Here is a 25,007-nt window from a genome sequence, read left to right as displayed (position 1 = left end):
CGACTAAATACCGGCCAGCGGGTGCTTATCCTGCGGCCAGGGAGATTCCAGCAACGCCTCAATCCAGCTGGCCGGCACATCATCCACATGAGCGTGCTGCCAGCGCGGGCTGAAATCTTTATCCACCACCATGGCGCGAATGCCTTCGGCAAAGTCCGGATGCCGCACCGACTGATAGGCCAGCACCAGCTCCCACTGCACCACCTCTTTTAAACTCATCTGCTTGCCGCGGTGCAACTGCTCCATAATCAGATGTGCCGTTGCCGGACAACCAGCTTTAAAGTTATTCAGTCCCTGCTGCAGCCAGGCGTTGTCTGTGCTGTGCGCCGCAAAACGCGCGGCTATTTTGCTCAGATTGTCGCAGGCAAACAGCTCATCCAGTTCGGCCTGCACCGGCTGCAGCTGGCTGGCCGGCATCTCCGCCGCTGCTGAGCCTTCAAGCTGCTGCAACAGAGAACGCACGCAATAATGGTTTTCGGCCTGGTTATCACTCCAGTTTTGCTGACGCAGCTGCGCCAGAACCTCATCCAGCTGGGCGTGCTGCAGGCAATAGTGAGTCAGTTTCAGGTCTTTGCAATCAACGGCATTCATATGGCTGCCGGACAGCCCCATCCAGTGACCGGCCGGATACGGCAAACGTGACAGATACCAGGTGGCAGCAACATCCGGGAACAGACCGATGCGGACTTCCGGCCAGGCCAGCTTCAGTGTCTCAGTACCAACGCGGTGATTAGCACCGATAAACAGCCCCAGTCCACCGCCCATGACAAAGCCATTTCCCCAGGCAATCAGCGGCTTGGAAAACAGGTGAACACGGTAGTTTTTGCCATATTCGCCGCTGAAAAAATTGTCGGCATAACGGCAATGCTCATCGCCTTCGGCCTGCATGCTGTCATACAGCTGACGGATATCGCCACCGGCACAGAAGGCTTTATCACCGGCACCACGCATCAGTACCGCCACCAGCTTGTCGCTCTTTTCCCAGCGCTTCAGCTGCTTGTCGATCAGATTCACCATGGTTAGATCGACAGCATTCATGGCTTTTGGGGCATTCAGGGTCAGAACACCAATCTTATGGCCAGAACGGGTCGTCAGGGTGTCAAACAAAACCGGGGATTCAACAGTCAAAACAGTCTCCTTGAATGTTCCCAGGGCCTGCTCATCTTTATTAAACAGGCTCTGATAATGCTCAGTCGGCGCAGAACCGGCAGACAATCCGGCTGCCGTACGCGCATCATACAGGAGTGTTACACTCACACGGAAAGCAACCGTACGCCAGAGTGAACACCCAGCATGACGCCGTTACTGAGTCTGATCATAATTGCCGCCATTATCGGCCTGTTACTGCTGCTGATGCTAGTCGACCGAGGTAGCAGAGGCAGTGAATTATCGGCTCTGGCTGATCAGCTGAAACTGGCTTACCGGCCTTATGCCTCACTCAGCCAGCGAATCCGCGACGCGCACTTTCAGCTGCTGGATATTGGCCAGTTCCGGCACTTCCGCCATTTGCTTGAAGGGCAACTGGAGAACGATGACAGCCGCTACCTTAATCTGTTTGATTACAGCCTGATCGGGGCCGGAGGTGCGTCGACTCAGACCGTTATTCTGTTGCCCTGCCCGCTGCCCGAGGCCAGTGCCTTCAGCATCTGTCGCAAGCGCTGGTTGCAGGAAGATGTGTTTTCCGAAAGCCAGCACAAGAAGCTCGCCTCATTAACGGCACAGCAGAAACCCCTGCTGCTGCGCCAGTGGCAGCTGCACAGCCAGAATGGCGAACGCCTGTGGGCCTTACTGAAACCAGAGGTCTGCGACTGGCTTTTGGCGCATCCTCACCTTCACATTGAGTGGGCAGATGGCATCCTGCTGCTCTGCCGGCCTCACCATGTTCTGCCACCGGAGCAGATCGAAGACGCCCTGCAACATGCGCTGCAACTGATCAAATGTCTGCAGGACAGTGCCAGAACGGTCTGAACCAGCGTCTCTCAATAATAAAATTACAGGTATTTTTTATGCGGCCTATCTCAGCCATGTTTCAGACGTCCACCCGCTTGCTTATCGGCGCTGCTACCTTCGCAGCATTAATGCTGAGCGGCTGCTCGGCCAGTCAGCAGGAAGTGATTTATGACAAAGCCATTAACCTGGCCCGCAGCAGCGCCGACCTGACCCTGAAACAGGCCGATACCGGCGATGTGGAAATGCGTTATCTGGAACGTCAGGGCACAGGGCCAACCGTCTTATTGCTGCATGGTTTTTCTGCCAACAAAGATACCTGGCTGAAATTTGCCGCCGAAATGCCACAGGATTATCACCTGATTATTCCCGACCTGGCCGGTCACGGTGACACCCCGGCACCATCAACTCAGGATTATAATTTAATCCGCCAGGCTGAACGCCTGCATAAGCTGATGGCTGCGGCGGGCGCTGAACAATTCCATATTGCCGGTAATTCCATGGGCGGTGCCATCAGCGCCATTTATGCCACCCGCTATCCGCAACAGATTCTCAGCCTGACCTTAATTGATGCTGCCGGTGTTGATGCGCCAGAGCAAAGCGAATATATGCAGGCGCTGGCCGAAGGGAAAAATCCGTTAATCGCTACCGACGAAGAAAGTTTTGAATACCGCTGGAATTTCGTCATGAGCGAACCACCACTATTGCCATGGCCGCTGCGTCCGGTGGTTGTACGTAAAACCATCGCCCGCGAAGGTATTAACCGCGAAATATTCAGCGATATGCTCGCTACCCGCGAAGAGCTGGCAGCCAGCCAGTTTGAGCAACAGCTGAGCGAAAAAGTCACCATGCCAACGCTGATTATCTGGGGAGAGGAAGATCGCGTACTGGATGTATCGGCCGCACAGGTATTCAAAGAAAAACTGCCACAGGCACAGGTAAAAATTTATCCGGGAATTGGTCATTTACCGATGGTCGAAATTCCGGCGAAAGCCGCAGAACTGTACAGCCGTTTTATTGCAACCGCTGAATAATTCGGCAAAAAAGAGAATGCAGGCCAAAAAGCCCCATTACCCGGGGCTTTTTTATGTTGTTTAATAACGTTTAAACCGGTTGCAAACGCAACAGTGTCCGCGCCATATATTCTCCCTGATAAGCGGCAAGACTCAACTCCAGCTCTGACGGCTGACGACTACCATCAGCACCGGCTATACAGGCAGCGCCCAGCGGTGAGCCACCTTTTACCGTACTGATATCCGTTAACCCCGGAGCGGTATAAGGCAGGCCGGCAATCAACATACCATGGTGCAGCAGCGTGGTATGAAACGACTGTATCGTGGTTTCATTGCCACCGCCGGTGCCGGTTGAGGTAAACACACTGGCCAGTTTTCCCACCAGTGCGTTTTGCATCCACAGGCCACCGGTCTGATCGAGGAAATTTCGCATCTGAGCTGCCATATTGCCGAAGCGGGTTGGCGTGCCAAAAATAATACCGTCATAGCCGGCTAATTCGGCAACGCTGGCTTCATCTCCGGCCTGTTGCATTTTAATACCGGCTTTTTCCGCTATCTCAGAACTCAGGGTTTCCGGTACACGCTTCAGGCTGACGTCGACCCCCTCAACTTTACCGGCACCTTCTGCTACGGCCTGTGCCATGGTTTCGATATGGCCATAACTTGAATAATATAAAACCAGTAATTTTTTCATGCCGCCTCCGCCAGTTGCTGTTCAATTAATTGTTCTAACTGTTCATTGGTTAACGTGCTGGAAACCAGCGTTTTACCATTAATCAGCAAGGTTGGAATCGAACGAACATTCAACCGCCGTGCCAGCGCTATATCATCTTCCACCAGCAGGCGAAGTTCTTCCGTTTTTACCTGTTCCGCCAGAGCCTTACCGTCAAATCCCAGCGTATTGGCTGCGGCTATCAGAGTGTCTTCACTTCCAATATTTTCATTCAGCAGCAGGTGACGACGCTGAATTTCGTCGAACATATCCCAGTGGGCAGCAGTGCCGTAGGTTATTTCTGCGGCCTTGGCGAACAGTGCCGCCAGCCAACCGGACGGATAAGAAAAAGGCTTGGCGCGCATGCCCTCGGTATTAAAACGGGCCGGATCATCGGCAGCTGCCTGACACTGCTGCCAGTGGCGCAGAATTTCGGCTTTTGCCAGCGCCATTGAGCCAAAGCGCTCAATCATTTCCTGCTCATTGCGCTGCAATACAAAACAGCGCTGACGGATCTGAACCTGCGGATGATCCGCCCAGCGGCGTAAACGTGGGCTGAGCACATAGCACCAGCCGCAAACAGCATCGTGGAAAAAATCGATTGTGATCATTACTGCTCTCCTGTTGCAGATATTGGACGGAGAGCAGATTACGGCCAGGGGAAAATAAAAAATAATGAAAAGAACGGCTGAATATACGCCGTTTTTTGCATGTTTATGCGGCAGGCGGGGTCTGGGTCAGCAATTCATACAGGCGGGCAACGGCAGTCAGATGTGCAAACTCCGGGTTCAGACCGATATGCAAAGCCACTTCCCGCTCATTGCCGGCTGCCAGAGTAAGGCGCTGCATCTGCCCGGTAATCAGATATTCCGGCAGCCAGGCAAAGCCCACACCGGCTTCTACCGCCTGCTGAGCAAGTGCTGCAGAATCAAGGGTCAGACGCTGCTGTGCTGCCAGCCAGCCACTGTCGCGGTTGGCGCTGCCACTATCACGCAACACGATCTGGCAGTGTTGTTTAAGGTCGCTGTCAGTGAGTTGCCCGGCGCTCGCCAGCGGATGAGATAAACCGCAGACACAGTGTTTACGCACCGCCAGTAAAGGCTCACTCAGTATGTCATGGGGTAGTTGACTGGCGATGGCGACAGCAACCAGCCCCTGTTCCAGCAGCTGCGCGGCACCCGATAACGCACTTTCATAAATCTGTACCGACACCTGTGGCATTTCTGCGCTGAACTGCGCCAGTCGCGGTAACCAATATGCCGGAGGTAACAGGACATCCACCGCCAGGGCGATTTCCTGACGCTGTGCCAAAGCACTATCGGTAGCTTTTATTTCCAGCGATTCGGCGCGGGCCAGTAAAGCCCGTGCCTGCACCAGCAATTGTTCACCGGCCAGCGTCAGCTGCGACTGACGCCCCTGAACCTGAAATAAAGGCTGATTTAATAAAGATTCCATTTTTTTCAGACTGTGCACCACCGCCGACTGGCTTTTGCAGAGAAATTCTGCCGCTTTAATGGTGCTTCCCTGCTCAGCCGTAGCAACAAAAGTGCGCCACATTTCCAGAGTAATTTTCATACTGTTTAAACCGCATACCAATCTGGGGATACAACCGTATTTCCTGACGGAAACCGGCGATGTCAGAGCTTGCTTACAGCGGAGAGCGTGGCTCTGACAATATACTGAGCAGCTCTGACAACATACGATGACGAAGTTATTCGTCCGCCCAGGATAATACCTGTCCGGTCACGGCGCCGCCATCAATGACGAATTCACTGCCGGTTGAATAAGTGGCTTCGGTAAACATAAAGCGCGCCATGCGCGCGACCTCAAGCGCCTCACCAAACCGGGGAATGGGCTGCGCCTGAGCAATCGCATCGGGCAAGCCATCAGTCATAGCAGTGCGTATTGGCCCGGGGTGTAATGACAGCACGCGGATATTGTATGGCGCCAGATCCAGCGCCGCGGCCTTGGTCAGCCCGCGTACGCCCCATTTACTGGCCACATAACCGGCAAGACCGCCATAACCCTGTAAACCTGCTGTGGATGAGGTATTTACAATGGCCCCGCCCCCTGCTTTTTTCAGCGCCGGTGTGACGCAATGAATGCCGAGAAACACACCGTATAAATTGATATCGGTAACGCGCTTAAACTCTTCCGGCGAGCTGTTTTCTGCACCACTGAAACCCACGACTCCGGCATTATTGAATAGTGCGTTCAGGCCGCCGAATTCTGCTTCGGCAAAAGCGATTGCCTGCTCCCAGTCCTGAACACTGACCACATCCAGATGCCGGTAACGCACCCGTGAACCCAGCTCCTTAGCCAGAGCATTTCCTGCATCATCCTGTACATCGGCAATCAATACCTGAGCACCTTCCGCTGCCAGCAGCCTGGCGGTAGCGGCACCAATGCCACTGGCTCCGCCAGTGATCAGTATTTTCAGATCCTGCGTTGCGATTACGTTCATAACGGTTCTCCTTGCTGATTCTGCAGCCGGCATTTGCCGGACCATGATCAAAGCATAGGCAAAAAAAATCCGCTGCCACACGGGTGACAGCGGATTATGCGTTATTGCACTAACGCCCGGTTTATTGGCGAGTCAGGGTTTTATCAAAAGCACGGGTCAATTCACCGCTGACGCTGTCAACGGTATAAGAAGTTGCACGGAATTCATCGCCAGCGATTTCGATATAGAAAAAGCCCAGCGTTTTATCCTGCTGCCAGTAAGCGGCGTTGCGCTCGGTGTCTTTGAACTCACGGCTCTTGCCACCGGCACCGGAAACCATGTGCAGGGTTTTTCCGCATTTATCCACCGGCTGCAGGAATTGCAGTTCATGATCGTGACCGGCAATCATCACATCCACTTTGTTACAGACATGGTCTTTCAGCATGTCGTAATACACCACGCCGGCGCCCGGGAAGCCGTCATACATACCGGCGTTACCGTGCTTACCGTTGGACAGAAACGGATGATGGGCAAAGGCAATTTTCCACGGTGCGGAAGCGTTATTCAGCTCGCGGTCGATCCATTCTGCCTGGGTCTTTTTGTACGGCAGCTGCCAGTATTCAGCATCAGCATCGCCCACTGCGGCCAGCGGGTTGGAATCGAGGGAGAAGAAGTTAATCAGTGGCTGCTCTTCGTTTAACGGCGCGGAGAACGTGTAGTAACGTGCCGGCATCTGCCACTTATTGCTTGGGCGGTTCTGCTGATAGTGATAATCCACCTGAATATCGCCTTTATCGTTATCCAGACCGTCACCACCGAATAACCATGAGTTATCGTGATTGCCCAGCGTCATATAAAACGGGAAGTTGAGGTTTTTATACGGGTCTTCAAATTTGGTCTGGAACTGAATATCCGATACCGAATCTACGCCGGCTTCATAAATGTTATCGCCCAGTCCGATGGCGAAATCACAACCACGTTCGGCACATACAGATTCCAGTGCCGCAGCCACTTTATACTGACCATCGCCGCCAGTCCCCATATCACCGATAGCGATAAAGCGGACGGTCTTGTTAACAGTACCCACATCCGGCAGCGGCTCCGGGGTTTTCGACATGGCCAGCGCCTGAGCGGCAACCACACTGCTCAGCAGCACGGGAAGCATCATTTTATTCATAGGTATCTCCTTTATTCAGCGGTGAGAACAACATTGTGAAAGCCGCCGCAGCATAGTGGCACCATGTTACAGCTTTGTTTTTGTTTTATGGCAATGCGGATAACAGCACAAAGGTACCAATCTCAAAAGGACACTACCGGCCAGTGGTGAGGATATAACGCAACCCGGCTCAGGACGGCGTCAAAACAGCCTGATACACGGGCCGTTAAAACGTCATTTCGGCCATATTCAACACAGGCCAGCCACTCTACACTGCGCGCCTTTACAACCAAAACCGAAGAACCCAGCTATGGCAAACACAGATAAAGCAAACCGTCCTAACCGACTCAGCACCGTCGTCAGCAAAGTGAATAAACTGCCGGTAGCCTGGCGCGCCAAGGCACTGTCACTGGTAATGGGCCGGGTGATTCCTTTCGCCGGCACCGCCGGCACCCGCGTAGAAAAACTGACCCCGCAGGAATGCGTGATCGTTATGCGCAACAAGAAGAAAGTGCAGAACCATATCGGCAGTGTGCACGCCGCGGCGATGGGTCTGCTGGCCGAGTCGGCCACTGGTTTCATGACCGGCATGAGCGTACCCGATGACCGCATCATTGTTATCCGCTCCATGCAGCTGGAATACCTCAAGCGTGCCAGCGGTGATATGAAAGCGGTGGCAAGCTTCAGCGATGAGCAGCTCGACTATGTGAAGAACACCGAAAAAGGCGATATCGAAGTGCCGGTTGTAATCACCGATGGCAGCGGTACCGAAACCGTCAAAGCCACCATGGTGTGGGCGTGGACGCCGAAGAAGAAGTAAGTATGTGATGCAGCGGCAAAGGAATTGCCGCAGCCATTACGCGGGAGCAAAACGCTACTGCCGTTCATGCTCCTTACAAATCAGCTCTGCATCTTCTGCTGACAGTGGCTGTTGCAGCAGATTGCAGAAATACCCGTCTTCTGTCTCACGGTTATGGCGACACGAACGGCATATACCAAATGATTTCATCTGATTAGCGCTTAAAAATCCTGTCAGCAATAATTTCAGGGCGGCGCTGACCTGTTGCTGCTCAGCAGCCGATAAATGCGCACAGGCTTTAGCAAACATCGGAGAGGGAATCAGCTGCTGCAACAGCTGCTGACCCGCCTCAGTCACGCGCAGATGCGTTACGCGCTTATCCGCGGTATCCGCGACCTTTTGCAGCAATGCCTTTTTTTCCAGCACTTTCAGCGTCTGTGACACCGTACCTTTGGTCTGCCCCAGATACTCACTCACCGCCATTGGCGTATCCGAATAGCGATTGCAGATCGACAGGTAATGCAGCGCCTCCAGCTGAACCGGCAACAGGCCGAATTCTGCGCCGCACTGGCGTGCGTCAACCCGGAGTAATTCCCCAAGCCGCTCAACGTGGTTGTAAATCAGATCAGTCATCATTGGCACATAGTATCGACTAAAAACTTTATTGACAACAGGGCAATCCGTCCCTTAGGGTTTAAAAGGTATCGAGTCGATACATAAATTTGGAGAGAGATAATGAACAACGCCATTTTTTATCACGCCGGTTGTCCGGTATGTGTCAGCGCAGAACAGGCTCTGCTGGCCGCACTGGATCAGCAGCGCCTGAATCTGAAAATCGTCCATCTGGGTGAAGAGCCCGCCGAAATTACAGCTGCGGAACTAGCCGGCGTAAAATCGGTACCCGCATTGCTGCTCAACGGTCAGGTGCTCCATATCAATTTCGGAGCCTCATTAGACGATTTAAAAGGAGCGCAATAATGGCTAATCATTCACTGTTGCTGGCCTTTATAGCGGCGGGATTTTCTGCCGCAGCCTGTGCGGGCGGCCACCATCACGGCGGCATACAGGCAGAAAAGAAAAATATTGAACTGGCTCCTTTCGATATTATTCATACCAAAATCACCACTGAAGGCAGCATCGCAACCTTCCATATGGCGGTATCCGGTAATGCCGGAGAAAATACTCCCGCGGCGAGCGGACAGCTTGCCGGCAGCCATGTATTTTCTTATGTCTGGCCAACAACCATTGACAGCTACGAGGTGGGTTTTGACAAACAAGCCGGTATTCTGGCTCTGGCGGTAACCAGCCATCCGGATTTTGACGACACACCGCTGTACGATGAAAACAATGATGGCGATACCGGCAACGACGGCAATCTCTGGCACAGTCATTGGGTGGTGTTACATCCCGATGAACGCTGTGGCAAAGGTGCACTGGGCGTTGCCGATATTCCGGAAGGTGTTAAGCCGCGTTTGCCGGCAACCTGGCCGGGCCTGCCAATTCTGCTCGACAGCCCGGGCTGGGACCCGGTGTTCTCCGCCGAGCATGTGGAGGTTCGTGTTCCCTTTGCAGATATTGCCGTTGTTGAACAGGCAAACTTTGATGGTGTAACCGCAGGTTTACGGGTTAATCAGAGTGTGCACTCGCCACTGCTGTGTGTGGTGAATGTAATGGATATAGCCTCGGGTGATCTGAGTTTACCGGGCAAGGTCAATCACTGAACCGTAGCCGGACAAGGATGTCTGCTTATTCAAAAAATCCGAGGATAAATACCTGAAAAGCTCCATAAAAAAGCCCCGGCAGTATTAACTTGCCGGGGCTGTTTTATAGCCGATAAAAGAATCAGTTATTCGCAGCCATATACTCACGGCGCTTTTGTTCGCCATCGATATAACGCAACCACTGATCAGCCATTTTTTCTGCTTCGGCAAACTTCTGCGCTTCTTCAAAGCTGTCGCGTGCGTATGGCAGATCATCCAGATTAAACAGAATCAGACCTTTCAGGATATAGGCCGCCGAAGGCTGCTGCAGCTTACCCAGCTTCAGCGCTTTATCGACATTATTCAGTGCCAGCTTCCATTCCTGACGTTCGGTATGAATCTGCGCCAGCTTGTAGAAGTCTTTACCGGCCTGAGAGGCTTCAGCCGCTTTGGCCATTACCACAATGGCTTTATCGTATTCTTTTGCCAGCATCCAGGCATCACCCAGCAAAGACAGATTTTTAGCACTGGCTTCAATCTTTTTGTCTTTCATGCCGTCTTCAAGAATGGCAGCGGCTTTATACGGAATTTCCTGCCCTAATAAAGCCTGCGCCAGATTCACCAGCTCGCTTTCTTTGCTCAGCAAACCCTGCTCGTGTGCGGTTTCCAACGCCGCCAGTTCTTTCAGCGGCTGGCCAAGCTCACTGTAAACGGCCGCCAGTTGCACCCAGTATTGGGCTTTCGGATACAGGGTCGACAGATCCTGCAGACAGCGCGCCAGATTTTTGAAATCTTTGTTCTGGTAGTACACCGCACGCTCCAGCAGCAGCCAGTTTTCTTTTGGCTGGTTGCCCTGCTCTTTGGTCATGGCGATGGCTTTTTTCACATCCGGCAGAGCCTGCTGATATTTCTCCAGCTGGAACTGCATCTGTGCCCGTAAAATAAAGGCTTCAGCATTCGGTTTTTCAACCATCGCGAACCATTTATTCAGCTGCGTCAGTGCATTTTTATAATCTTCCTGAATCAGATAGAGTTTAGCCAGACTGTACAGTGTGGTCTGCTCCAGACTTTCCGGAATATTTTTGGTTGCCACGACGTTTTTATAGGCACCAATAGCGTTCTTATAATCTTCCTGATTAAAGTACACATAGGCGAACATATTGTGTGTCATCGCCTGTTCGTAACTGTTGCGTTTGATTTTCTCAACCGCGTTCAGTGCCTCAATTGCTTCGGCGTATTTCTTTTCATCAGACAACGCCCGGGCAGCATCCAGCTTTTTATAGATATGAGGTCGTAAAGTCTGGGCACGGCGTACACGTTTCTTTTCTGCAGAAGAAGATTGCTCTTCTGCCTGCTGATCCTTGCTCTGCGACCAGGCTGCCGCCGGCGCAAGCATGCTTGCACCATAGGCCAGTACCGCAGTCATCAGCACAGCAACGGGTTGTTTCATAGCATTCGTCATAAAGGACTCCTGTTATCTGCCACTCTTATCCAGTTCAAAACGGATAATGTTGCGTACGCCTTTTACCTCAACGGCTTTACCGTTTTCGATTTTCGGCTTGTATTTGAATTTGGTAACCGCCGCCATCGCCTCACGGTCAAAAATACCCGGAGGATCGGCTTCAATAACATGCGGCTCGGTCACCGTACCCAGCGTGGTTACGGTGAATTCCACCACCACATAACCTTCAATACCTTTCTGCGCGGCACGGCGCGGATAATTAGGTGCAACTTTTACGATCGGTAAAAATTCACCATCACCACTGCCGCCACCGAGTCCGGCATCAACGTTAAGATCGGCGCCAAGATCAAATCCACCGATATCAAAACCATCGGTATTTGCCTGTGCCATGTCCGGGCGGGGCATATCCGGTTTTGGTGGTTCGGCCGGCGGCGTTGGTGGCTTCTGTGGCTTGCGCTCTTTGGTGCGGACTTCGTCGTCTGGCTTATCCATCACGAAGCTCTGAATGCGGCCAAAGTCCTGTTCGTTCAGCACCGATCCTCCGGTGCTGATCAGGCTCTGCATCATCCAGAACACCGCAAAGGTAGCGACGGCTGCAACCGCCAGCGCAGCGCCGAAGCGTAGCAAGCTGGATTGCATGATCAGCGCTCCTCAGTCGCCAGTGATACATCATAAACACCGGCCTGACGGGCAGCGTCCATTACCGCTACCAGCTGACGGGTTTTGGCTTCCTCATCGGCCTGAATAACGACAGTACCCTGCGGATTTTCGGCGTGCATGCGTTCGATATTGGCGCGTACCTGGCTTTCATCAACTTTGCGTTTGTTAATCCAGATTTCACCCATGTCGTTAATGGCAATCAGGATATTGGCACGCGGCTTGGACTGCGCTGTGCTGGCATCCGGACGGTTGACTTCGATACCGGATTCTTTAACGAACGAGGCCGTTACGATAAAGAAAATCAGCATAATAAATACCACGTCCAGCATTGGCGTAATGTCGATTTCGCCTTCTTCTGCCTGCGGGGTTAAATTCGAAAAACCACGTCTCATACTATTAATTCCAATTAGTGGTCAAAAGTTAACTGGTCTTCAAGGCGAATTTTTTCGCGCTTGATAAAACGTTCGAGCAGTGACTGAGCAAATACCCCGGTCAGCGCACCGACCATCCCGGCCATGGTTGGAATGGTGGCTTTGGAAATACCGGAGGCCATGGCTTTCGGACTGCCGTTCCCCAGAAATGCCATCACATCAAATACTTCAATCATGCCCGTTACCGTTCCCAGTAAGCCGAACAGTGGCGCCAGTCCAATCACCATTTTGATGGTGCTCATATTGGCGCTTAAATTAATGTTCAGCTGGCTGATCAGATCCTGACGGATCTGATGCGCATGCCAGGAGCGGCGCTCACTGCGCGCTTCCCATTCCTGTACCGCGGCGGCCAGAGCCGGGCGGTACGAGAACATAAAATAAGCGGCGCGTTCGAGTACCAGTAACCAGAGGATAAAAATCAGTCCGAAGATGGCGTAGAGGACATCGCCTCCACGTTCCATAAACAGATATACCGGTTCGTACAATTCACCGAACATCATGGGTTACGCCGCTGTTGCCTGAGGTTTGGTCTGCTGTTCGGACTGACGCGCCAGAATACCGGTGGCGCGTTCTTCCAGAATCATCATCAGTTCACGTGAACGGTTGTTGGTTAAGGTATGCAGGAACACACAAGGAATTGCCGCTACCAGACCCAGAACCGTTGTTACCAGTGCCTGAGAAATACCACCTGCCATCAGTTTCGGATCGCCGGTACCGAACAGCGACATGGTTTCGAATACGTCGATCATACCGGTCACCGTACCCAGCAGACCCAGCAATGGTGCAACCACGGAGATAATTTTGATCCAGCCAATCGCGCGGGTTAAACGTGGAATTTCAGCGGCTATGGCTTCGCCCAGATGCAGTTCCAGGGTTTCGGTATCAGCATTTTTATTGGCATTAAATACTGCCATTACACGACCCAGAGCGTTATTTTCGTTTGGCGTGTCGTTATCCATCTGAGCACGGATTTTTCCGGCTTCGCTGTACAGTACAACCATGCGCCACAGAGCCAGGGCAATACCAATAGCACCCAGTACAATAATGATGTAACCAACCACACCACCCTGATCAACACGGTCACCCAGCTCTGGTGACTGCCCCATGATTTTCAGCAGCTGACCACGGGAAGGATCGATCCAGAAACCGGTCAGTTCAGTGCCGGTAGCAGAAGCCAGTTCCGCGGCAGGATCGGTGTAACGGCTGCCAGGCTGCTTATCCAGCTCGACCAGGCGACCGGCTTCCAGATCCCAGTTCAGGTATTTATCAGCGGAGACAACGTTAAAGCCGCCAACACGAATAACCTGCTCTTCCGTTGTGTCACCGCTTGGCAGTACCACTTGCGCGTTGTAAGTCGATACACGGCCGCTGTAGGTCATTTCACGCTGCATTTCGAACCACAGACGTTCCAGTTCTTCAATGGATGGCAGCTTGGAAGAAGAACCTGCGGTTTTAATCAGATCGGTCAGGAACTGTTCACGGCCCGGTAATTCAGAACTGATAACTGAACCTTCAAATACCGCTTTGGTATCGCCGGCCACCTGCTGCAGTACACCGAATAATTCTTTCAGACTGCCCAGACGGTTATTCAGGCGTTCCTGAGCTTCCGCCACTGCGGTTTCGTTCTGCTGAAATTCTTTTTCTTTCTGTGCACTCAGCTGCTCGAGACGGGTGCGCTCATTCTGCGCATCCGCAACCATTTTTTCCTGCTCAGCTTTTGACTGATTAAAACGTGCCAGACGCTGTTTGAATTCTTTATCGTCACGGGCCTGACCCTGTTTAACCAGATTCAGCAGAGAATCAACACTGACCGGCTCCGCCGCCTGAACATGAGTATTCAGACCCAGCACCAGAGCGGCACTTAAAAACAAAGATTGCAGTTTCATTATTTAGTCTCCTGCTGTGCTGAAGTGGGTGCGGCGACAGGCACTTTAATCAGATCTGGTGCAGCCTGTTCACGGGCGATACGGATACCAGCCATCAGCTTGCTTTTGAAGGATGCGTCCAGTGGCTCCCACTGATTAGCCGCGGTGTTCCATACACCCAGCTCCTGACCGTCCAGTGACTGATACATCAGGGAAATACGGCCCACGCGCAGGAAATCCACTTCACGGCTCTGGCCATTGGTCGCCAGCGTGCCACGGTACGATTCAATGGTGCGGCCGTAATCGACTTCGGCCTGATAGGCTTCTGTTACTTTGCGGTATTTCTCGGCAACAGTTACGTCCGAACGGCCCATCATATTTTTCAGATTGGCTACGCGCTTGCTGCGCTCTTCGGACAGAAACGGCACATCAGCGGCCACAAACTGGTCGATGGCATCAATCATGCGCAGCATCAGCGGTGTGATCTGACGTTCAACCAGCGTGACGTTTTTAATGCTGGCTTCAATACTGGCCAGCTCATCCTGCTGGGCTTTCAGCTGCTTATTCAGCTGTGTTACGTAAACATTCAGACCATCAATTTCTTTGACCAGACCACGGTATTCACGCTCCTGAGCGCGGATACTGTTATCAACAGAATCAATTTTCTGCTGCGATTGCTGTGCTTTGTTGGCGCGGTTAACGCCCTGATCCAGAGCACCGTCTACCGTGGCGGCAGAAGCACCCATTACCACGCCTGCGCTGAGCATGGCGGCCGCCAGAAGGTTGCGAGTTCGCAGTTGCATCGGCATATGTGTATTACCCGTTTTGTTCTCAATTCGTCTGCGTGACGCAGACTCCCCAAATTCAGAGCGCAAGATACTGCAGTTCTGTGACAGTTCTATTACATGACAGAAAGGCTGCATTTTTATGACAGGATGTCATTTATTGCCGGAGCGGCTGAATATAAGGATCGGGGAAAAACGAAGCAGGAAAGTAACGGAAATGCAGGAAATTAAATAAAAACGGCGCCCGAAGGCGCCGTTTTAACCTGAAACTGAAATCAGTTATTCAGGCTTGGTACAGTGTTTGGCAGAGTCCAGCCAGACCACCATGCGGTAGCAGCATCTGGATCAACAGCACCGATGTAGTCGGTTGCTTCGAAGAAGCTGTCGTTACCAGCACCAACAGCTGTTGGCTTGATGGAGTTAACAGTAGAGTTAGAGCTGTACGCCAGTTTGCTGTCGAAGCTGATGGTCAGATCAGACGCAATAGTACCGGTTACAGTTGGAGAGTTTTTCGTTTTCAGAACGTTAGCTGCAGTACAGTCAGACTCCACCTGAGTGAAGTTAGCTACCACGTCATCCGCTTCTGCACAGTTTTTGTCCCAGTTAGCTACTACAGTATTTACAAACTCAACATTCACCTGACCGCGCAGCTTCAGACCTGGCTGATAACCAATGGCTTCGTCTTTGTAAGTACCATCTGACTGTTTTACAGGAACGGTATACGAGGCGTTATTGGTCAGAGGGCCACCAACAACAGTGAAGTTGGCCAGAGCAGCAGTCGTGTGCGACACAGCATCTGAACCACTGGAGTTAGCTTCAACACCGCGAGGATCGTTAGAACCACTTGGCTTATCTTTAGACTGATCTTTAACAATCAGAACATACTGCATATTACCCTGGTAACCTTCATCGAAGTCGATGTCATCATCATCGTTACCGGTCAGAACTGCGTGCTTCAGGTTAGCATTACCACCGAACCACTCGATACCATCATCGAGGTTATTGTGGATCTGGATGTACTCCAGAGTAGTACCAGAACCAACACCCTGCAGAGTCAGACCATTGATTTCGTTGTTAGGACCGGCTACACGACCAGCTTCAGCAATACGAACATACTTGATCACACCGCTGTTATCGGCAGTATCGTTACCACCGAATTTACCAATGCCATCACCGCCTTCACCATCAACATTACAAACTGTTCCGGTACCGAAACAAGCTTCAGTATTGCCTTTGCCATACTGTGGAGCGAAGCCCTGAACAACAACACCACCCCATTCGCCCTGACCATCAAAGTCATCATCCTGAATAGAGCTGAAAGTAATTGGCGCAGCAGCTGTACCTTCTGCCATGATTTTTGAACCACGGGTAACCAACAGAGCACCGGTGTTAAATGCTTTAACATGAACACCTGGTTTAATTGTCAGAGTTACACCAGCAGCTTTAGCAGCTGCAACGGCAGCAGCATCAGCCAGTTCAACGTTACCTGCACCGATGGTTACAAAACCATTTAAACGCCATTCTTTATCCGCAGTCAGGGTCACGTCTTCAGTAATCTGGCCTTCCAGAGTACAAACATTGTCTACACAAGAAACACCAGAAACGTTCTTCTTGCTGCTGTTGTTGTCATCATCACCACCACAGCCAACCAGTGCTGCAGAAATTACGGCCAGAGCCAGGTAGTTCTTTTTCAGTTCCATTTAATCTTTCCTCAGAGAGTTCATCAAAAGCCGACTCGTATTCTGATCCGGCTTTATGACACTTAAATGACATTTAATAAGTAATTTTTACGATTCAGTTAAAAACTGTATTCAATGCTGGCGCTGATATTTGCACCATCGAAATAGCTTTCTATTTCCTTACCATCACGACTGAAAACCACTTTTTCATCGGTGATATTATTAGCCTTAGCTTTTACCATAAAATTTTCTGTCGCATCGTATTGATATACGATATCGACGCTATAACGCCCTTCTTCAATTTCAGGATCCAGTGCACGAGAAGTCTTATAGATACGATCATCGAAGTAATTCACCAGGAAAGTAATATTTTGGCCTGATGGTAAGTGATCGAAACCTATCTGAAGGTTAGCCAGATATTCTGATTGTCCCTGAAGTTTACGACTGCTTTTACCTTCAAATCGGGCAGTGTCATCACTCAGGTTAACCGTCGCATCCAGAAAGGTCAGATTACCGGAGACAAAACCTGACCAGGCATCACCATCCAGAGTGTTTTTCCGGAAATCAAACTCAATCCCCTGAACTGTCGCTGAATCTTCATTACGGAAGGTTGAACCATCGGAAGCAGAACCTGAACCATCCGGAATACTGCGTTCAATCGGATCAGCAATATCTTTACTGAATAACGCAACAGAAATGCTTTCTTCTTCACTGAAGTAGTATTCACCACGCAGATCAATATTGGTAATTTTTGAGATCTGAAGATTCGGATTACCGAAAATCTGCTCATCGGTTTCCGGATCGTACTGTACAGAACGCGAACGCTCTGTCAGACCTGGGCGGGACAGCGTCTGACTGACACCAAAACGAACCTGCATTTCTTCATTTGCCTGCCAGCTGACAGAAACGACCGGAAGAACCTCATTCGCACTCAGGGTATCATCCACAACACTGCTGTTTGGATAGCTCAGGGTCTGTTCAGAATCTTCCAGACGGGCGCCAGCCAGAATTTTCACATCCGTCAGATCCAGCTCAGCCGAACCATAATAAGCGAACATATCATCAGTAGCTTCATAGCTGTCCGTTGGTGAAGTACGTACCTGAATACGTGCATCTCCGCTATCGAAATTGGCAGCCGTAAGGATATGTTCAATATCCTGAGTGACATCAAGGGTTGAGGTCGACGGTATCTCAAAACCAATACGCACCAGATCAACGGTACGGTCTTTAGTTGACATCAGCATACCGGCTTTCAGCTTCATACCGATGGTGTCGGTAATCATCTGATCGAAGGTGTAATCCAAACCAAATTCAAACGCATCTTCAGTTAATTCTGCATAGCGACGTTCAATCGTCGAAGGAATCAGATTACCGTTAATGTACTGATACGTACGGCGATCCGGTTCATCACGACTTGTCTGAGAGTAGCCCAGGCGCCAGTTTAACTGGTTGGTGCCATCGACAAAGAAGTGCTCACCTGAAAACTGCTGTGACAGAAACTGACGCTCCACCCACTGCAGTGTATATTCTTTGGTTTGCTGGTTATCATCAGCGTCATATACGGAGGAGGTACGAACAGTATTATCGGTTTTACGCAGTAAAATCGATTTACTGTTCAGTTTATGGTTTTCATTTTCAAAGCCGGCAACAAAATAACCTGTAGCATCAATTTTGCGCTTACTACGCTCATAGGTACCAGAAATATTCTGATCGTCGGTTTTCGCATCATGACGGGCTTCTGTTTTATCGTTGTACTGAACAGCACCGTAAAAACCAACATCGCCGGCGTCTTTACTGATTAAATCACCAAATGCGTAAGAAAACCCACGCTCGGGTTTTGCCTGAATCTGATCTACACGGTAATTATTATCGAATGATTTACCCAGAGCCGCAGCTTCTGACGGCAGAGTACAACCAGCAAAATTACAGTAATTAATAGCGTCATTACCGCCATTGGTTGCACTGTCCACCAGTGATGGCAGGTCACGGCTACCATCATCCATACCAGTAAAATCGGTACTACTGCCTTCATAACCATTAACATCACTGAAGGTGGTACGGGTATTCAGACCACCGTTAACTTTGATTTTATTGACCGGGCCATCAGGTAAGCCTTTGGTCGTCATCATGATCGCGCCACCGGTCGTATCACCCGGCAGGTCTGGCGTATAACTTTTCTGAATATTGATCCCACCCAATACACTGGCAGGGAACAGATCCAGAGGGACATCACGACGCATTGGATCGGTACTTGGCATCAGACTGCCATTCAGTGTGGAGGAAATATAACGTCCCTGCAGACCACGCACGACCGCGAACTGACCACCAACCAACGATACACCCGCAACCCTTTTCAGTGCAGAAGCTGCAGAGGAATCACCAAACCGGGCCATCTGCTCAGAACCAATGGCATCCAGTACGGCTGATGAGTCACGTTCCTGTGCGGTTGCAGTTGACGGAATATAAGAACCAACCGCTACCACTTCTTCAATCACGCCATCACCGGACATGCTCATGGTCATGTTGACGCCGGTATTAACGTTGGACATAACGCGTACAGAAGAAACATCGCGCTTACCATAATTCGGGTGCGCGATATTCAGCGCATATTCACCGCGGGGTAATTCGAAGCTGAAGAAGCCATCGGCATCAGTCATCATTGCCATTTCGGTGCCGGCAACAGAAATGCGTGCTCCGCTTACCGGGCCGCCGGTTTCATCAGATTGCAGATAACCTGATATCTGACCAACAGCAGGAGCTTCTTCCTGACCCGGGGTGTAGACATTAATTTCCGGCATCGGCTCACCGCCGACCAGTTCAACCTGAACTTCGGCATTCTGGGTGCTGCCTGCGGTAGCAAAATCAAATTCGCCTAACCACTCACCGTATTTGGAAAGCTCAACTTTGTGATCGCCCTTTTTAATATCAAAAACGACAAAGCCCGATGCACCGACCAGTTTTTTCTGGCCATCAACGCTGACAGCAAGATCACGTACCGCGCTGCCATCTTCGGTGATATACAAAACGGCTTCGCCAGCCATCAGCTGAGACACGAATAAAGACGATGCTGCGGCAAGCAGCACACGAGTTGGTTTCATTACGCCCCCTACGAGGAATACAGGAATTAACAGGCGGCGCCGTAAACGAGTGACAGAATGGCAGTCAATTAACTGTTGTCGTCCGTGATACTCTTCTGACTCAAGCTGGAATCAGCAGCCGCACCTTAAGTGCGGTGCAGTATGTTGCGGTTATATGACATTTCGATTACAAAGCACCGAAAGCCGGCAGGGGCAGGAATCAGATGAATTTAAGTCCGGGTAATATCTGCAGCAATGGCAGACGGCTGAACAGGCGCACCAGTGATGCATCAATTTTATGGTTTCCGGCATCGGCATGCAGAATATCTAGCGCCCGCCCGACCGGCATCGCGGCTTTGTAAGGGCGATCGGAGGCGGTTAAGGCATCAAAAATATCGCACACGGCCATCATTTTTGCGCCGACCGGAATATCAGCGGAAATCAGCCCGTGGGGATAACCTGTGCCATCCAGTTTTTCGTGGTGTGCTCCGGCAATTTGCGGGATACGTTCAAGCTCCGGCGTCCAGGGAATGGTGGCCAGAAAGCGAATGGTATGGCTGACATGGCTTTCTATTTCACGCCGTTCTTCTTCGGTCAGGCTGCCACGGCGCACGGCCAGCGCCAGAAAATCCTGATCTTCCAGCAAGGGCCGCTCACAACCATCAATATCGGCGTAAACCTCACCACGCAATAATTGCAGATGCCCGAATGTACCTTCATCAAGGATGCTGGGTTCGTTGGCCAGTTCTACGGCCTGCTGCATCGCATCCAGTTTTTGCAGAGCCTGTTCTTCAGCCTGCTGCAGTTGCTGTTCATATTCAGTGTTCAGCCGCCGCTCTCGTGCAGCGGTTAATTTTTGCTGCAGAAAATGATTACGCACCCGCTCTTTCTGCAGGGCAATACGGTAATGAAAACGTACCCAGGCTTCCGGGCTGAGTTTTTTGGCTTTTACCAGTACATGTTCACGCACCCCGACTTTGCCGAAATCATGCAGCAATGCGGCATAACGTAATTCGCGCAGCTCTTCGCTGCGAAAACGGATGGCCTGATACTCTTTGGCAGTTTCACTGTGCGCCGCCTCGGCCAGTGCAATGGTAAGTTCGGCAACCCGGAAGGAATGACCCGAAGTGGTTGGGTCACGTTGTTCAATGGCGTGCACAGACGCACTGACAAAGCCTTCAAACAGAGTATTGATACGTTCAATCAGCAGGTTATTTTCAATCGCAATACCCGCCTGACTGGCCATGGTTTCGAGCAGTGTTACCAGCCGCTCGTCAAACGGCAGGGTTTCACGTTCGACGATCTCAGGGCTGCTCAGTTGCACCTGAGGACTGCGTTTACGGTTAATAAACTGGATAACACCGACAATTTTTCCATCGTGTGTGCGCATCGGAATAACCAGCATTGAGCGGGTACGGTAACCCAGCTGCTGGTCATAGGCTTTATTAAATGCAAAGCCGGAGCCTGCCGGCAGGTGGTAGACATCATCAAAATTCAGGATCTCGCCGGACAGCGCGGCAAAGCCGGCCAGTGATGAACTGTCGAGCGTAAAATGCTGCTCTTCCGAATGAAATTCCACCGAGTCATTCTGACTGAGTTTAAACACCAGCTGCCGCTCGCCGTTGTCGCCGGGTTCAATCAGAAAAATCGACGCAGCATCACAGTTAGCAAAACGCCTTGCCTCTTGCAGAATACGCACCAGTAAGCGGGCATGATCCTGTTCAGCTGACAGCGCCAGGCCGATATCCATCAAACGTTCAAACTGGTTTTCCTGATGGGCAAGCTGGCGGGAAAGGTATTGCGATTGCTGCTGTTGCTGGTAGAGGCGCAGGGCCTGTTTGAGGGCATTGTTTAAAAAGGGTACCGGTAAAGAAACCGGCAGAAGAATGTCAGCCCCTAAGGTGCTGTGATCCAGGCCACTGTGCTGATCATACTCCAGCAGGCGGATCTGGCCTTGCGGCGCCTGCTGGCAGGCTGATGCTGATGAATATAAACCAATGTCCGCAGTCGCGGAGTCTGCCACAGCCATATAGCCGCCATCCAGCAGCGCCTGTACAACGCGGGCTGCTTCCTGCGACAAGGATTCAGGAAAAAAAAGCGTAGGTACCGTGCTCATTCGGGTATCCATCCACACATGCCGTTACCGTGTCAGCTTCCAGAATAGACCCTGACGAGGAAACATGTGCTGCGGCCCCTACTCCTCGGCCAGGGCCTGTTAACGCTAATTAAACAGGCCCTAGGATTTACGCTCTTCGTTACGCAGCAATCTGGCAAAAGCCGTTATCTGCTCTTCAGTGGTTGGCAAGGCATCAAGTACCTTTTCCAGGCGCTCTGCTTCGGCCACCATAAAATCAATAAACACCCGTACTTTGCGTGGCAGGTACTGGCGTGACGGATAGGCCAGAGATATTGGCTGCGGCCGCAGGCTCCAGTCGGTAAACAGCGGTACCAGCTGACCATTAAGAAACTGCTCTCCAGCCAGCAGGTAATGCACATCACCAATGCCAGCGCCCTGCACAAGACTTCCCAGACCAGCAACCACCGAGTTTGTTGAGATTGTCGGCTCAACTTTAACTTCCACAACCTCACCGGTTTCATTATGCGTCAGCTCATAGCTTTGCGGCTGGCTGCCCTCGCCGATTTTTACACAACGCATCTGCGTCAGATCATTGGGATGTAAAGGCCGCCCGACACGTGCCAGGTACGAAGGCGCGGCACAGAGTACAGAATCGGATTCTGCCAGCGTACGGGCAATCAGCGACGAATCGGGCAGATCGCCCAGGTATACCCCCAGATCAAAGCCCTCCTGAATCAGGTTGACCGGACGGTCGGTATGAATCACTTCCAGCCGGACATCCGGATACTGAGCCTGATAACGGGCAAAGTAATGACCCATAACGCCACTGCCGGCCATCATTGGCACAGCAATACGCAATAAACCCTGTGGGTTCCCCTCGCGGTCAGAAATCATCTCATGAGCTTCGATGATTTCATGTACCAGATGCCGGCAACGACTGTAATAAGCACTGCCGACTTCCGTCATACTAAGCTGACGCGTAGTACGCTGCAGTAAGCGTGCGCCAAGGTTTGCCTCAAGGTCGGCAACCATACGGCTGACGCGTGATTTGGGCATTCCCAGCGCCTTACCGGCGGCAGTAAAGCTGCCTTCATCCACCACACGGATAAACACAGTCAGTTGATTCAGATCCAGCATGTGGATATTACGCTCCCTTTACATCGAATACCGGCTCAGGTGTCGCCAGAGCGGATAATTTTACTTATAAATCAATGAGCTACAAAATCGGCCGTTTTTCATACGAATCTAGAGTGTCTCTGGTTGCTGTGGTACGATGGTATCCATTAAAAAAATAATAAAACAGGCTTACCATGAATACGTCCTGGACCCGATCAGCACTGGCTGTAACACTCAGCACCCTGCTCGCCGCATGTAACAGCGGTGGAGGCAGTAGTGCTGGCAACAGCCATAACGGCATCGATTCAAACACACCTGACACCAATAAGCAGCCATCCACTGCAGCCCTGACGCCGGTAGATTTTAATCGCCTGACGGACAGTGCCCTGCAAAGCTGCATTGCAGATACAGGAATTGAATATCAGGAACAGCTGCAATTGCTGGAATGCCCACATCTGACAATCAGTACGCTGGCAGGCCTTGAACAGTTCACCGAAATCCGGGTACTGAATCTGACCAATAATCAGCTTCAGTCCGTAGCAGAACTGCAGGGAATGAGCAAACTTGCCTGGCTGGATATCAGTCATAATCAGCTGAACGACATCAACTATCTGCATAACCTGACACAACTGACCAGCCTGCAGGCTAGCCATAATCAATTGAATTCTATTGATACGTTACAGCTCACAAAACTGAATAAGCTGTACATCAACGATAATCAACTCAGCAGCCTGAACTTTATTGGCACGCTCCCGGCTCTTAAGCATCTTACAGCGCACAACAACCCCTCCACTGTGCCGGGATCAATACCCGAAACATTAGAAACCTTCAGTATCTGATTTATCGTTGTAAATAAAAAAACCTGCTAACGCAGGTTTTTTTATATGAGGAACAAGCTGCCGAAGCAGCTCAATTATTGTTATAAGTCTGAGACCAGCTGGGCAAGTTAGCAATATTGCCATAGTTGGTATTGCCACCATAGATGGCATTCTTCGGGTGACCCGGAAAATAATTATTTGGATGATCACCTTCCTGAGTTTTCGCAATCAAACCGCCGTCACCGCCCATATTAATCCAGAACCCAGGCGATGTAACATCAGGAGAAAAACCCTGCACAGAGCTCCACTGTATAGACCGTGTTCCTACACTGAAAAAGAATGCCTTTGAATGCTCAAGATAATTGGACTGTACTGGAAATAGTTGAGCATGGGGTGACTGATTCAATAAAGCATCTGGGCCAGTAATAAGAGCAGATGCTATACCATCTACACTGTATAGATCCAGTGTTTTAGTATCAAGCCAGCCAATTGTACGAACCCCACCAAGAAATGCTTCTAATTTAATGGTACCTAAACCACCAAGCACAGGAACTTGAACATTTGCTGTAATATTAGGACGAATAAAACCCGATATTACATCGATAATATTCCCCTGATAACCGAATGATTCTTCAGACCCTATGCGGAAACCAACTAACTTACGGGCGCCGGAAGTCTCATCAAAAGCAAATTCAAAATAAGGATTTTCCTGAATAAAGGGTAACAGCTCATATTGTCCATTGCCCTTATCCCGAACTTGCCCCATCGTCACATCACGAAGTTTAATATCGACGCCACCATCAGGCTGGTAACCACCAGGAAAATCGAAAAAACTTTTCTCACCATCAGTATCATGAGTCAAAGCAGAGGATTTGTAGTTTTCATCTGCTAAACCAACGGAACCGCAAGGCTTAGCCGTACACGCCCAATTGATATTATCGTTATATGACACTGGTAATACATTGTTGTAGCAAACCTTATCTCCACCGGCACCACCAGTACAATTAGTGCCCTCAGGTCGCCAATAACGTCCCAATGAAAGCTCTTCAACGTTAGCGTTAATTTCAATACGGGCACCAATAGTCAGCCTCAGCATACTAAGGTCAGCACCTTCTGGTTGCGACACAACCTGGTCGGTCACCTCAAAAATGGCCTGACCATAAGTCAATGACATTTCGGATTCGTCCATTGGTTGCATGCCTGCCCATACGGAAGGACAAATCATCACGATTAATGCCGGCAGCTTTTTTATTATTTTCATAAACTT

General features: G+C 50.9%; 24 protein-coding genes. 6 read left to right on the top strand and 18 right to left on the bottom strand.

Annotation, left to right across the window (positions count from 1 at the left end; all coding sequences use genetic code 11):
- Positions 1–3: 3 nt before the first annotated feature.
- Positions 4–1,128: an enoyl-CoA hydratase/isomerase family protein gene (locus tag HUF18_RS06120; RefSeq protein ID WP_225691521.1), complete on the bottom strand. Its 1,125-nt coding sequence runs from the start codon at positions 1,126–1,128 to the stop codon at positions 4–6.
- A 165-nt stretch (positions 1,129–1,293) separates the two neighbouring features.
- On the opposite strand from HUF18_RS06120, the gene HUF18_RS06115 reads away from it, so the two are divergent.
- Both HUF18_RS06115 and HUF18_RS06110 read left to right on the top strand, forming a co-directional pair.
- On the top strand, positions 1,294–1,968 hold the full coding sequence (locus HUF18_RS06115) for a hypothetical protein (protein WP_225691520.1): 675 nt from the start codon (positions 1,294–1,296) through the stop codon (positions 1,966–1,968).
- Positions 1,969–2,006: 38 nt separating this feature from the next.
- A complete protein-coding gene (locus HUF18_RS06110; RefSeq protein WP_225691519.1) occupies positions 2,007–2,981 on the top strand; it encodes an alpha/beta fold hydrolase in 975 nt (324 codons plus the stop codon).
- 70 nt (positions 2,982–3,051) lie between these two features.
- Here the strand turns inward: HUF18_RS06110 and wrbA are convergent, their stop codons facing one another.
- The 5 genes from wrbA to HUF18_RS06085 all read right to left on the bottom strand — a co-directional run bounded on the left by wrbA (position 3,052) and on the right by HUF18_RS06085 (position 7,292).
- Positions 3,052–3,654 (bottom strand): NAD(P)H:quinone oxidoreductase, encoded by a 603-nt coding sequence (gene wrbA, locus HUF18_RS06105; protein WP_225691518.1) that lies wholly within the window; start codon positions 3,652–3,654, stop codon positions 3,052–3,054.
- Positions 3,651–4,283 carry a DsbA family oxidoreductase gene (locus tag HUF18_RS06100; protein WP_145469153.1) on the bottom strand — a complete coding sequence of 211 codons (633 nt, stop codon included), beginning with the start codon at positions 4,281–4,283 and terminating at the stop codon, positions 3,651–3,653. The genes wrbA and HUF18_RS06100 overlap by 4 nt, the downstream gene beginning before the upstream one ends.
- 103 nt (positions 4,284–4,386) lie before the next feature.
- Positions 4,387–5,247 carry a LysR family transcriptional regulator gene (locus HUF18_RS06095; protein WP_225691517.1) on the bottom strand — a complete coding sequence of 287 codons (861 nt, stop codon included), beginning with the start codon at positions 5,245–5,247 and terminating at the stop codon, positions 4,387–4,389.
- 136 nt (positions 5,248–5,383) lie between these two features.
- Positions 5,384–6,136: an SDR family oxidoreductase gene (locus tag HUF18_RS06090; RefSeq protein WP_225691516.1), complete on the bottom strand. Its 753-nt coding sequence runs from the start codon at positions 6,134–6,136 to the stop codon at positions 5,384–5,386.
- Positions 6,137–6,257: 121 nt separating this feature from the next.
- Positions 6,258–7,292 (bottom strand): metallophosphoesterase, encoded by a 1,035-nt coding sequence (locus HUF18_RS06085; RefSeq protein WP_225691515.1) that lies wholly within the window; start codon positions 7,290–7,292, stop codon positions 6,258–6,260.
- Positions 7,293–7,581: 289 nt separating this feature from the next.
- Here HUF18_RS06085 and HUF18_RS06080 point away from each other — a divergent pair, with 289 nt between their 5' ends.
- Positions 7,582–8,091 carry a DUF4442 domain-containing protein gene (locus HUF18_RS06080; protein ID WP_145469149.1) on the top strand — a complete coding sequence of 170 codons (510 nt, stop codon included), beginning with the start codon at positions 7,582–7,584 and terminating at the stop codon, positions 8,089–8,091.
- 54 nt (positions 8,092–8,145) lie between these two features.
- Here the strand turns inward: HUF18_RS06080 and HUF18_RS06075 are convergent, their stop codons facing one another.
- Positions 8,146–8,703: a MarR family winged helix-turn-helix transcriptional regulator gene (locus HUF18_RS06075; RefSeq protein WP_225691514.1), complete on the bottom strand. Its 558-nt coding sequence runs from the start codon at positions 8,701–8,703 to the stop codon at positions 8,146–8,148.
- A 102-nt stretch (positions 8,704–8,805) separates the two neighbouring features.
- Between HUF18_RS06075 and HUF18_RS06070 the strand changes: the two genes are divergently transcribed.
- Both HUF18_RS06070 and HUF18_RS06065 read left to right on the top strand, forming a co-directional pair.
- Positions 8,806–9,048 carry a thioredoxin family protein gene (locus HUF18_RS06070; protein ID WP_225691513.1) on the top strand — a complete coding sequence of 81 codons (243 nt, stop codon included), beginning with the start codon at positions 8,806–8,808 and terminating at the stop codon, positions 9,046–9,048.
- On the top strand, positions 9,048–9,791 hold the full coding sequence (locus tag HUF18_RS06065) for a hypothetical protein (RefSeq protein WP_145469146.1): 744 nt from the start codon (positions 9,048–9,050) through the stop codon (positions 9,789–9,791). The genes HUF18_RS06070 and HUF18_RS06065 overlap by 1 nt, the downstream gene beginning before the upstream one ends.
- A 121-nt stretch (positions 9,792–9,912) precedes the next feature.
- On the opposite strand, the gene HUF18_RS06060 is transcribed toward HUF18_RS06065, so the two are convergent.
- From HUF18_RS06060 to HUF18_RS06010, 10 genes are all read right to left on the bottom strand, one after another.
- Positions 9,913–11,232 carry a CDC27 family protein gene (locus HUF18_RS06060; protein WP_225691512.1) on the bottom strand — a complete coding sequence of 440 codons (1,320 nt, stop codon included), beginning with the start codon at positions 11,230–11,232 and terminating at the stop codon, positions 9,913–9,915.
- A 12-nt stretch (positions 11,233–11,244) separates the two neighbouring features.
- Positions 11,245–11,871 carry an energy transducer TonB gene (locus HUF18_RS06055; protein ID WP_145469145.1) on the bottom strand — a complete coding sequence of 209 codons (627 nt, stop codon included), beginning with the start codon at positions 11,869–11,871 and terminating at the stop codon, positions 11,245–11,247.
- A 2-nt stretch (positions 11,872–11,873) separates the two neighbouring features.
- Positions 11,874–12,284: an ExbD/TolR family protein gene (locus HUF18_RS06050; RefSeq protein ID WP_145469144.1), complete on the bottom strand. Its 411-nt coding sequence runs from the start codon at positions 12,282–12,284 to the stop codon at positions 11,874–11,876.
- Positions 12,285–12,298: 14 nt separating this feature from the next.
- On the bottom strand, positions 12,299–12,823 hold the full coding sequence (locus HUF18_RS06045) for a MotA/TolQ/ExbB proton channel family protein (protein ID WP_225691511.1): 525 nt from the start codon (positions 12,821–12,823) through the stop codon (positions 12,299–12,301).
- 3 nt (positions 12,824–12,826) lie between these two features.
- On the bottom strand, positions 12,827–14,209 hold the full coding sequence (locus HUF18_RS06040) for a MotA/TolQ/ExbB proton channel family protein (protein WP_145469143.1): 1,383 nt from the start codon (positions 14,207–14,209) through the stop codon (positions 12,827–12,829).
- On the bottom strand, positions 14,209–14,991 hold the full coding sequence (locus HUF18_RS06035) for a DUF3450 domain-containing protein (RefSeq protein WP_225691510.1): 783 nt from the start codon (positions 14,989–14,991) through the stop codon (positions 14,209–14,211). Before HUF18_RS06035 ends, HUF18_RS06040 begins: the two co-directional genes overlap by 1 nt.
- A 257-nt stretch (positions 14,992–15,248) precedes the next feature.
- Positions 15,249–16,673 (bottom strand): hypothetical protein, encoded by a 1,425-nt coding sequence (locus HUF18_RS06030; RefSeq protein WP_145469141.1) that lies wholly within the window; start codon positions 16,671–16,673, stop codon positions 15,249–15,251.
- 98 nt (positions 16,674–16,771) lie between these two features.
- Complete coding sequence (locus tag HUF18_RS06025; protein ID WP_225691509.1) at positions 16,772–19,750, bottom strand: TonB-dependent receptor; 2,979 nt, start codon at positions 19,748–19,750, stop codon at positions 16,772–16,774.
- A gap of 199 nt (positions 19,751–19,949) precedes the next feature.
- Positions 19,950–21,845, bottom strand: coding sequence for a GAF and HD-GYP domain-containing protein (locus HUF18_RS19685; RefSeq protein ID WP_274704258.1), 1,896 nt, complete (start codon positions 21,843–21,845; stop codon positions 19,950–19,952).
- Positions 21,846–21,965: 120 nt separating this feature from the next.
- Complete coding sequence (locus tag HUF18_RS06010) at positions 21,966–22,943, bottom strand: LysR family transcriptional regulator (RefSeq protein WP_145469138.1); 978 nt, start codon at positions 22,941–22,943, stop codon at positions 21,966–21,968.
- Positions 22,944–23,116: 173 nt separating this feature from the next.
- Here HUF18_RS06010 and HUF18_RS06005 point away from each other — a divergent pair, with 173 nt between their 5' ends.
- Positions 23,117–23,761, top strand: a complete 645-nt coding sequence (locus HUF18_RS06005; RefSeq protein WP_225691508.1) for a leucine-rich repeat domain-containing protein — start codon at positions 23,117–23,119, stop codon at positions 23,759–23,761.
- Between the two features lie 70 nt (positions 23,762–23,831).
- On the opposite strand, the gene HUF18_RS06000 is transcribed toward HUF18_RS06005, so the two are convergent.
- On the bottom strand, positions 23,832–25,001 hold the full coding sequence (locus tag HUF18_RS06000) for a hypothetical protein (protein WP_225691507.1): 1,170 nt from the start codon (positions 24,999–25,001) through the stop codon (positions 23,832–23,834).
- Between the last annotated feature and the right edge of the window lie 6 nt (positions 25,002–25,007).

Source organism: Thalassolituus sp. ST750PaO-4 (assembly GCF_020320405.1).
Lineage (GTDB): Bacteria > Pseudomonadota > Gammaproteobacteria > Pseudomonadales > Oceanobacteraceae > Venatoribacter > Venatoribacter alkanivorans.
This window is presented reverse-complemented; position numbering and strand designations above follow the sequence as displayed.

What these genes read in the sequence shown, in the direction of transcription:
- HUF18_RS06115 (WP_225691520.1), top strand. Translation starts at nt 1,294, where the DNA reads ATGACGCCGTTACTGAGTCTGATCATAATTGCCGCCATTATCGGCCTG.
- HUF18_RS06110 (WP_225691519.1), top strand. Translation starts at nt 2,007, where the DNA reads ATGCGGCCTATCTCAGCCATGTTTCAGACGTCCACCCGCTTGCTTATC.
- wrbA (WP_225691518.1), bottom strand. Translation starts at nt 3,654, where the DNA reads ATGAAAAAATTACTGGTTTTATATTATTCAAGTTATGGCCATATCGAA.
- HUF18_RS06100 (WP_145469153.1), bottom strand. Translation starts at nt 4,283, where the DNA reads ATGATCACAATCGATTTTTTCCACGATGCTGTTTGCGGCTGGTGCTAT.
- HUF18_RS06095 (WP_225691517.1), bottom strand. Translation starts at nt 5,247, where the DNA reads ATGAAAATTACTCTGGAAATGTGGCGCACTTTTGTTGCTACGGCTGAG.
- HUF18_RS06090 (WP_225691516.1), bottom strand. Translation starts at nt 6,136, where the DNA reads ATGAACGTAATCGCAACGCAGGATCTGAAAATACTGATCACTGGCGGA.
- HUF18_RS06085 (WP_225691515.1), bottom strand. Translation starts at nt 7,292, where the DNA reads ATGAATAAAATGATGCTTCCCGTGCTGCTGAGCAGTGTGGTTGCCGCT.
- HUF18_RS06080 (WP_145469149.1), top strand. Translation starts at nt 7,582, where the DNA reads ATGGCAAACACAGATAAAGCAAACCGTCCTAACCGACTCAGCACCGTC.
- HUF18_RS06075 (WP_225691514.1), bottom strand. Translation starts at nt 8,703, where the DNA reads ATGACTGATCTGATTTACAACCACGTTGAGCGGCTTGGGGAATTACTC.
- HUF18_RS06070 (WP_225691513.1), top strand. Translation starts at nt 8,806, where the DNA reads ATGAACAACGCCATTTTTTATCACGCCGGTTGTCCGGTATGTGTCAGC.
- HUF18_RS06065 (WP_145469146.1), top strand. Translation starts at nt 9,048, where the DNA reads ATGGCTAATCATTCACTGTTGCTGGCCTTTATAGCGGCGGGATTTTCT.
- HUF18_RS06060 (WP_225691512.1), bottom strand. Translation starts at nt 11,232, where the DNA reads ATGACGAATGCTATGAAACAACCCGTTGCTGTGCTGATGACTGCGGTA.
- HUF18_RS06055 (WP_145469145.1), bottom strand. Translation starts at nt 11,871, where the DNA reads ATGCAATCCAGCTTGCTACGCTTCGGCGCTGCGCTGGCGGTTGCAGCC.
- HUF18_RS06050 (WP_145469144.1), bottom strand. Translation starts at nt 12,284, where the DNA reads ATGAGACGTGGTTTTTCGAATTTAACCCCGCAGGCAGAAGAAGGCGAA.
- HUF18_RS06045 (WP_225691511.1), bottom strand. Translation starts at nt 12,823, where the DNA reads ATGATGTTCGGTGAATTGTACGAACCGGTATATCTGTTTATGGAACGT.
- HUF18_RS06040 (WP_145469143.1), bottom strand. Translation starts at nt 14,209, where the DNA reads ATGAAACTGCAATCTTTGTTTTTAAGTGCCGCTCTGGTGCTGGGTCTG.
- HUF18_RS06035 (WP_225691510.1), bottom strand. Translation starts at nt 14,991, where the DNA reads ATGCAACTGCGAACTCGCAACCTTCTGGCGGCCGCCATGCTCAGCGCA.
- HUF18_RS06030 (WP_145469141.1), bottom strand. Translation starts at nt 16,673, where the DNA reads ATGGAACTGAAAAAGAACTACCTGGCTCTGGCCGTAATTTCTGCAGCA.
- HUF18_RS06025 (WP_225691509.1), bottom strand. Translation starts at nt 19,750, where the DNA reads ATGAAACCAACTCGTGTGCTGCTTGCCGCAGCATCGTCTTTATTCGTG.
- HUF18_RS19685 (WP_274704258.1), bottom strand. Translation starts at nt 21,845, where the DNA reads ATGAGCACGGTACCTACGCTTTTTTTTCCTGAATCCTTGTCGCAGGAA.
- HUF18_RS06010 (WP_145469138.1), bottom strand. Translation starts at nt 22,943, where the DNA reads ATGCTGGATCTGAATCAACTGACTGTGTTTATCCGTGTGGTGGATGAA.
- HUF18_RS06005 (WP_225691508.1), top strand. Translation starts at nt 23,117, where the DNA reads ATGAATACGTCCTGGACCCGATCAGCACTGGCTGTAACACTCAGCACC.
- HUF18_RS06000 (WP_225691507.1), bottom strand. Translation starts at nt 25,001, where the DNA reads ATGAAAATAATAAAAAAGCTGCCGGCATTAATCGTGATGATTTGTCCT.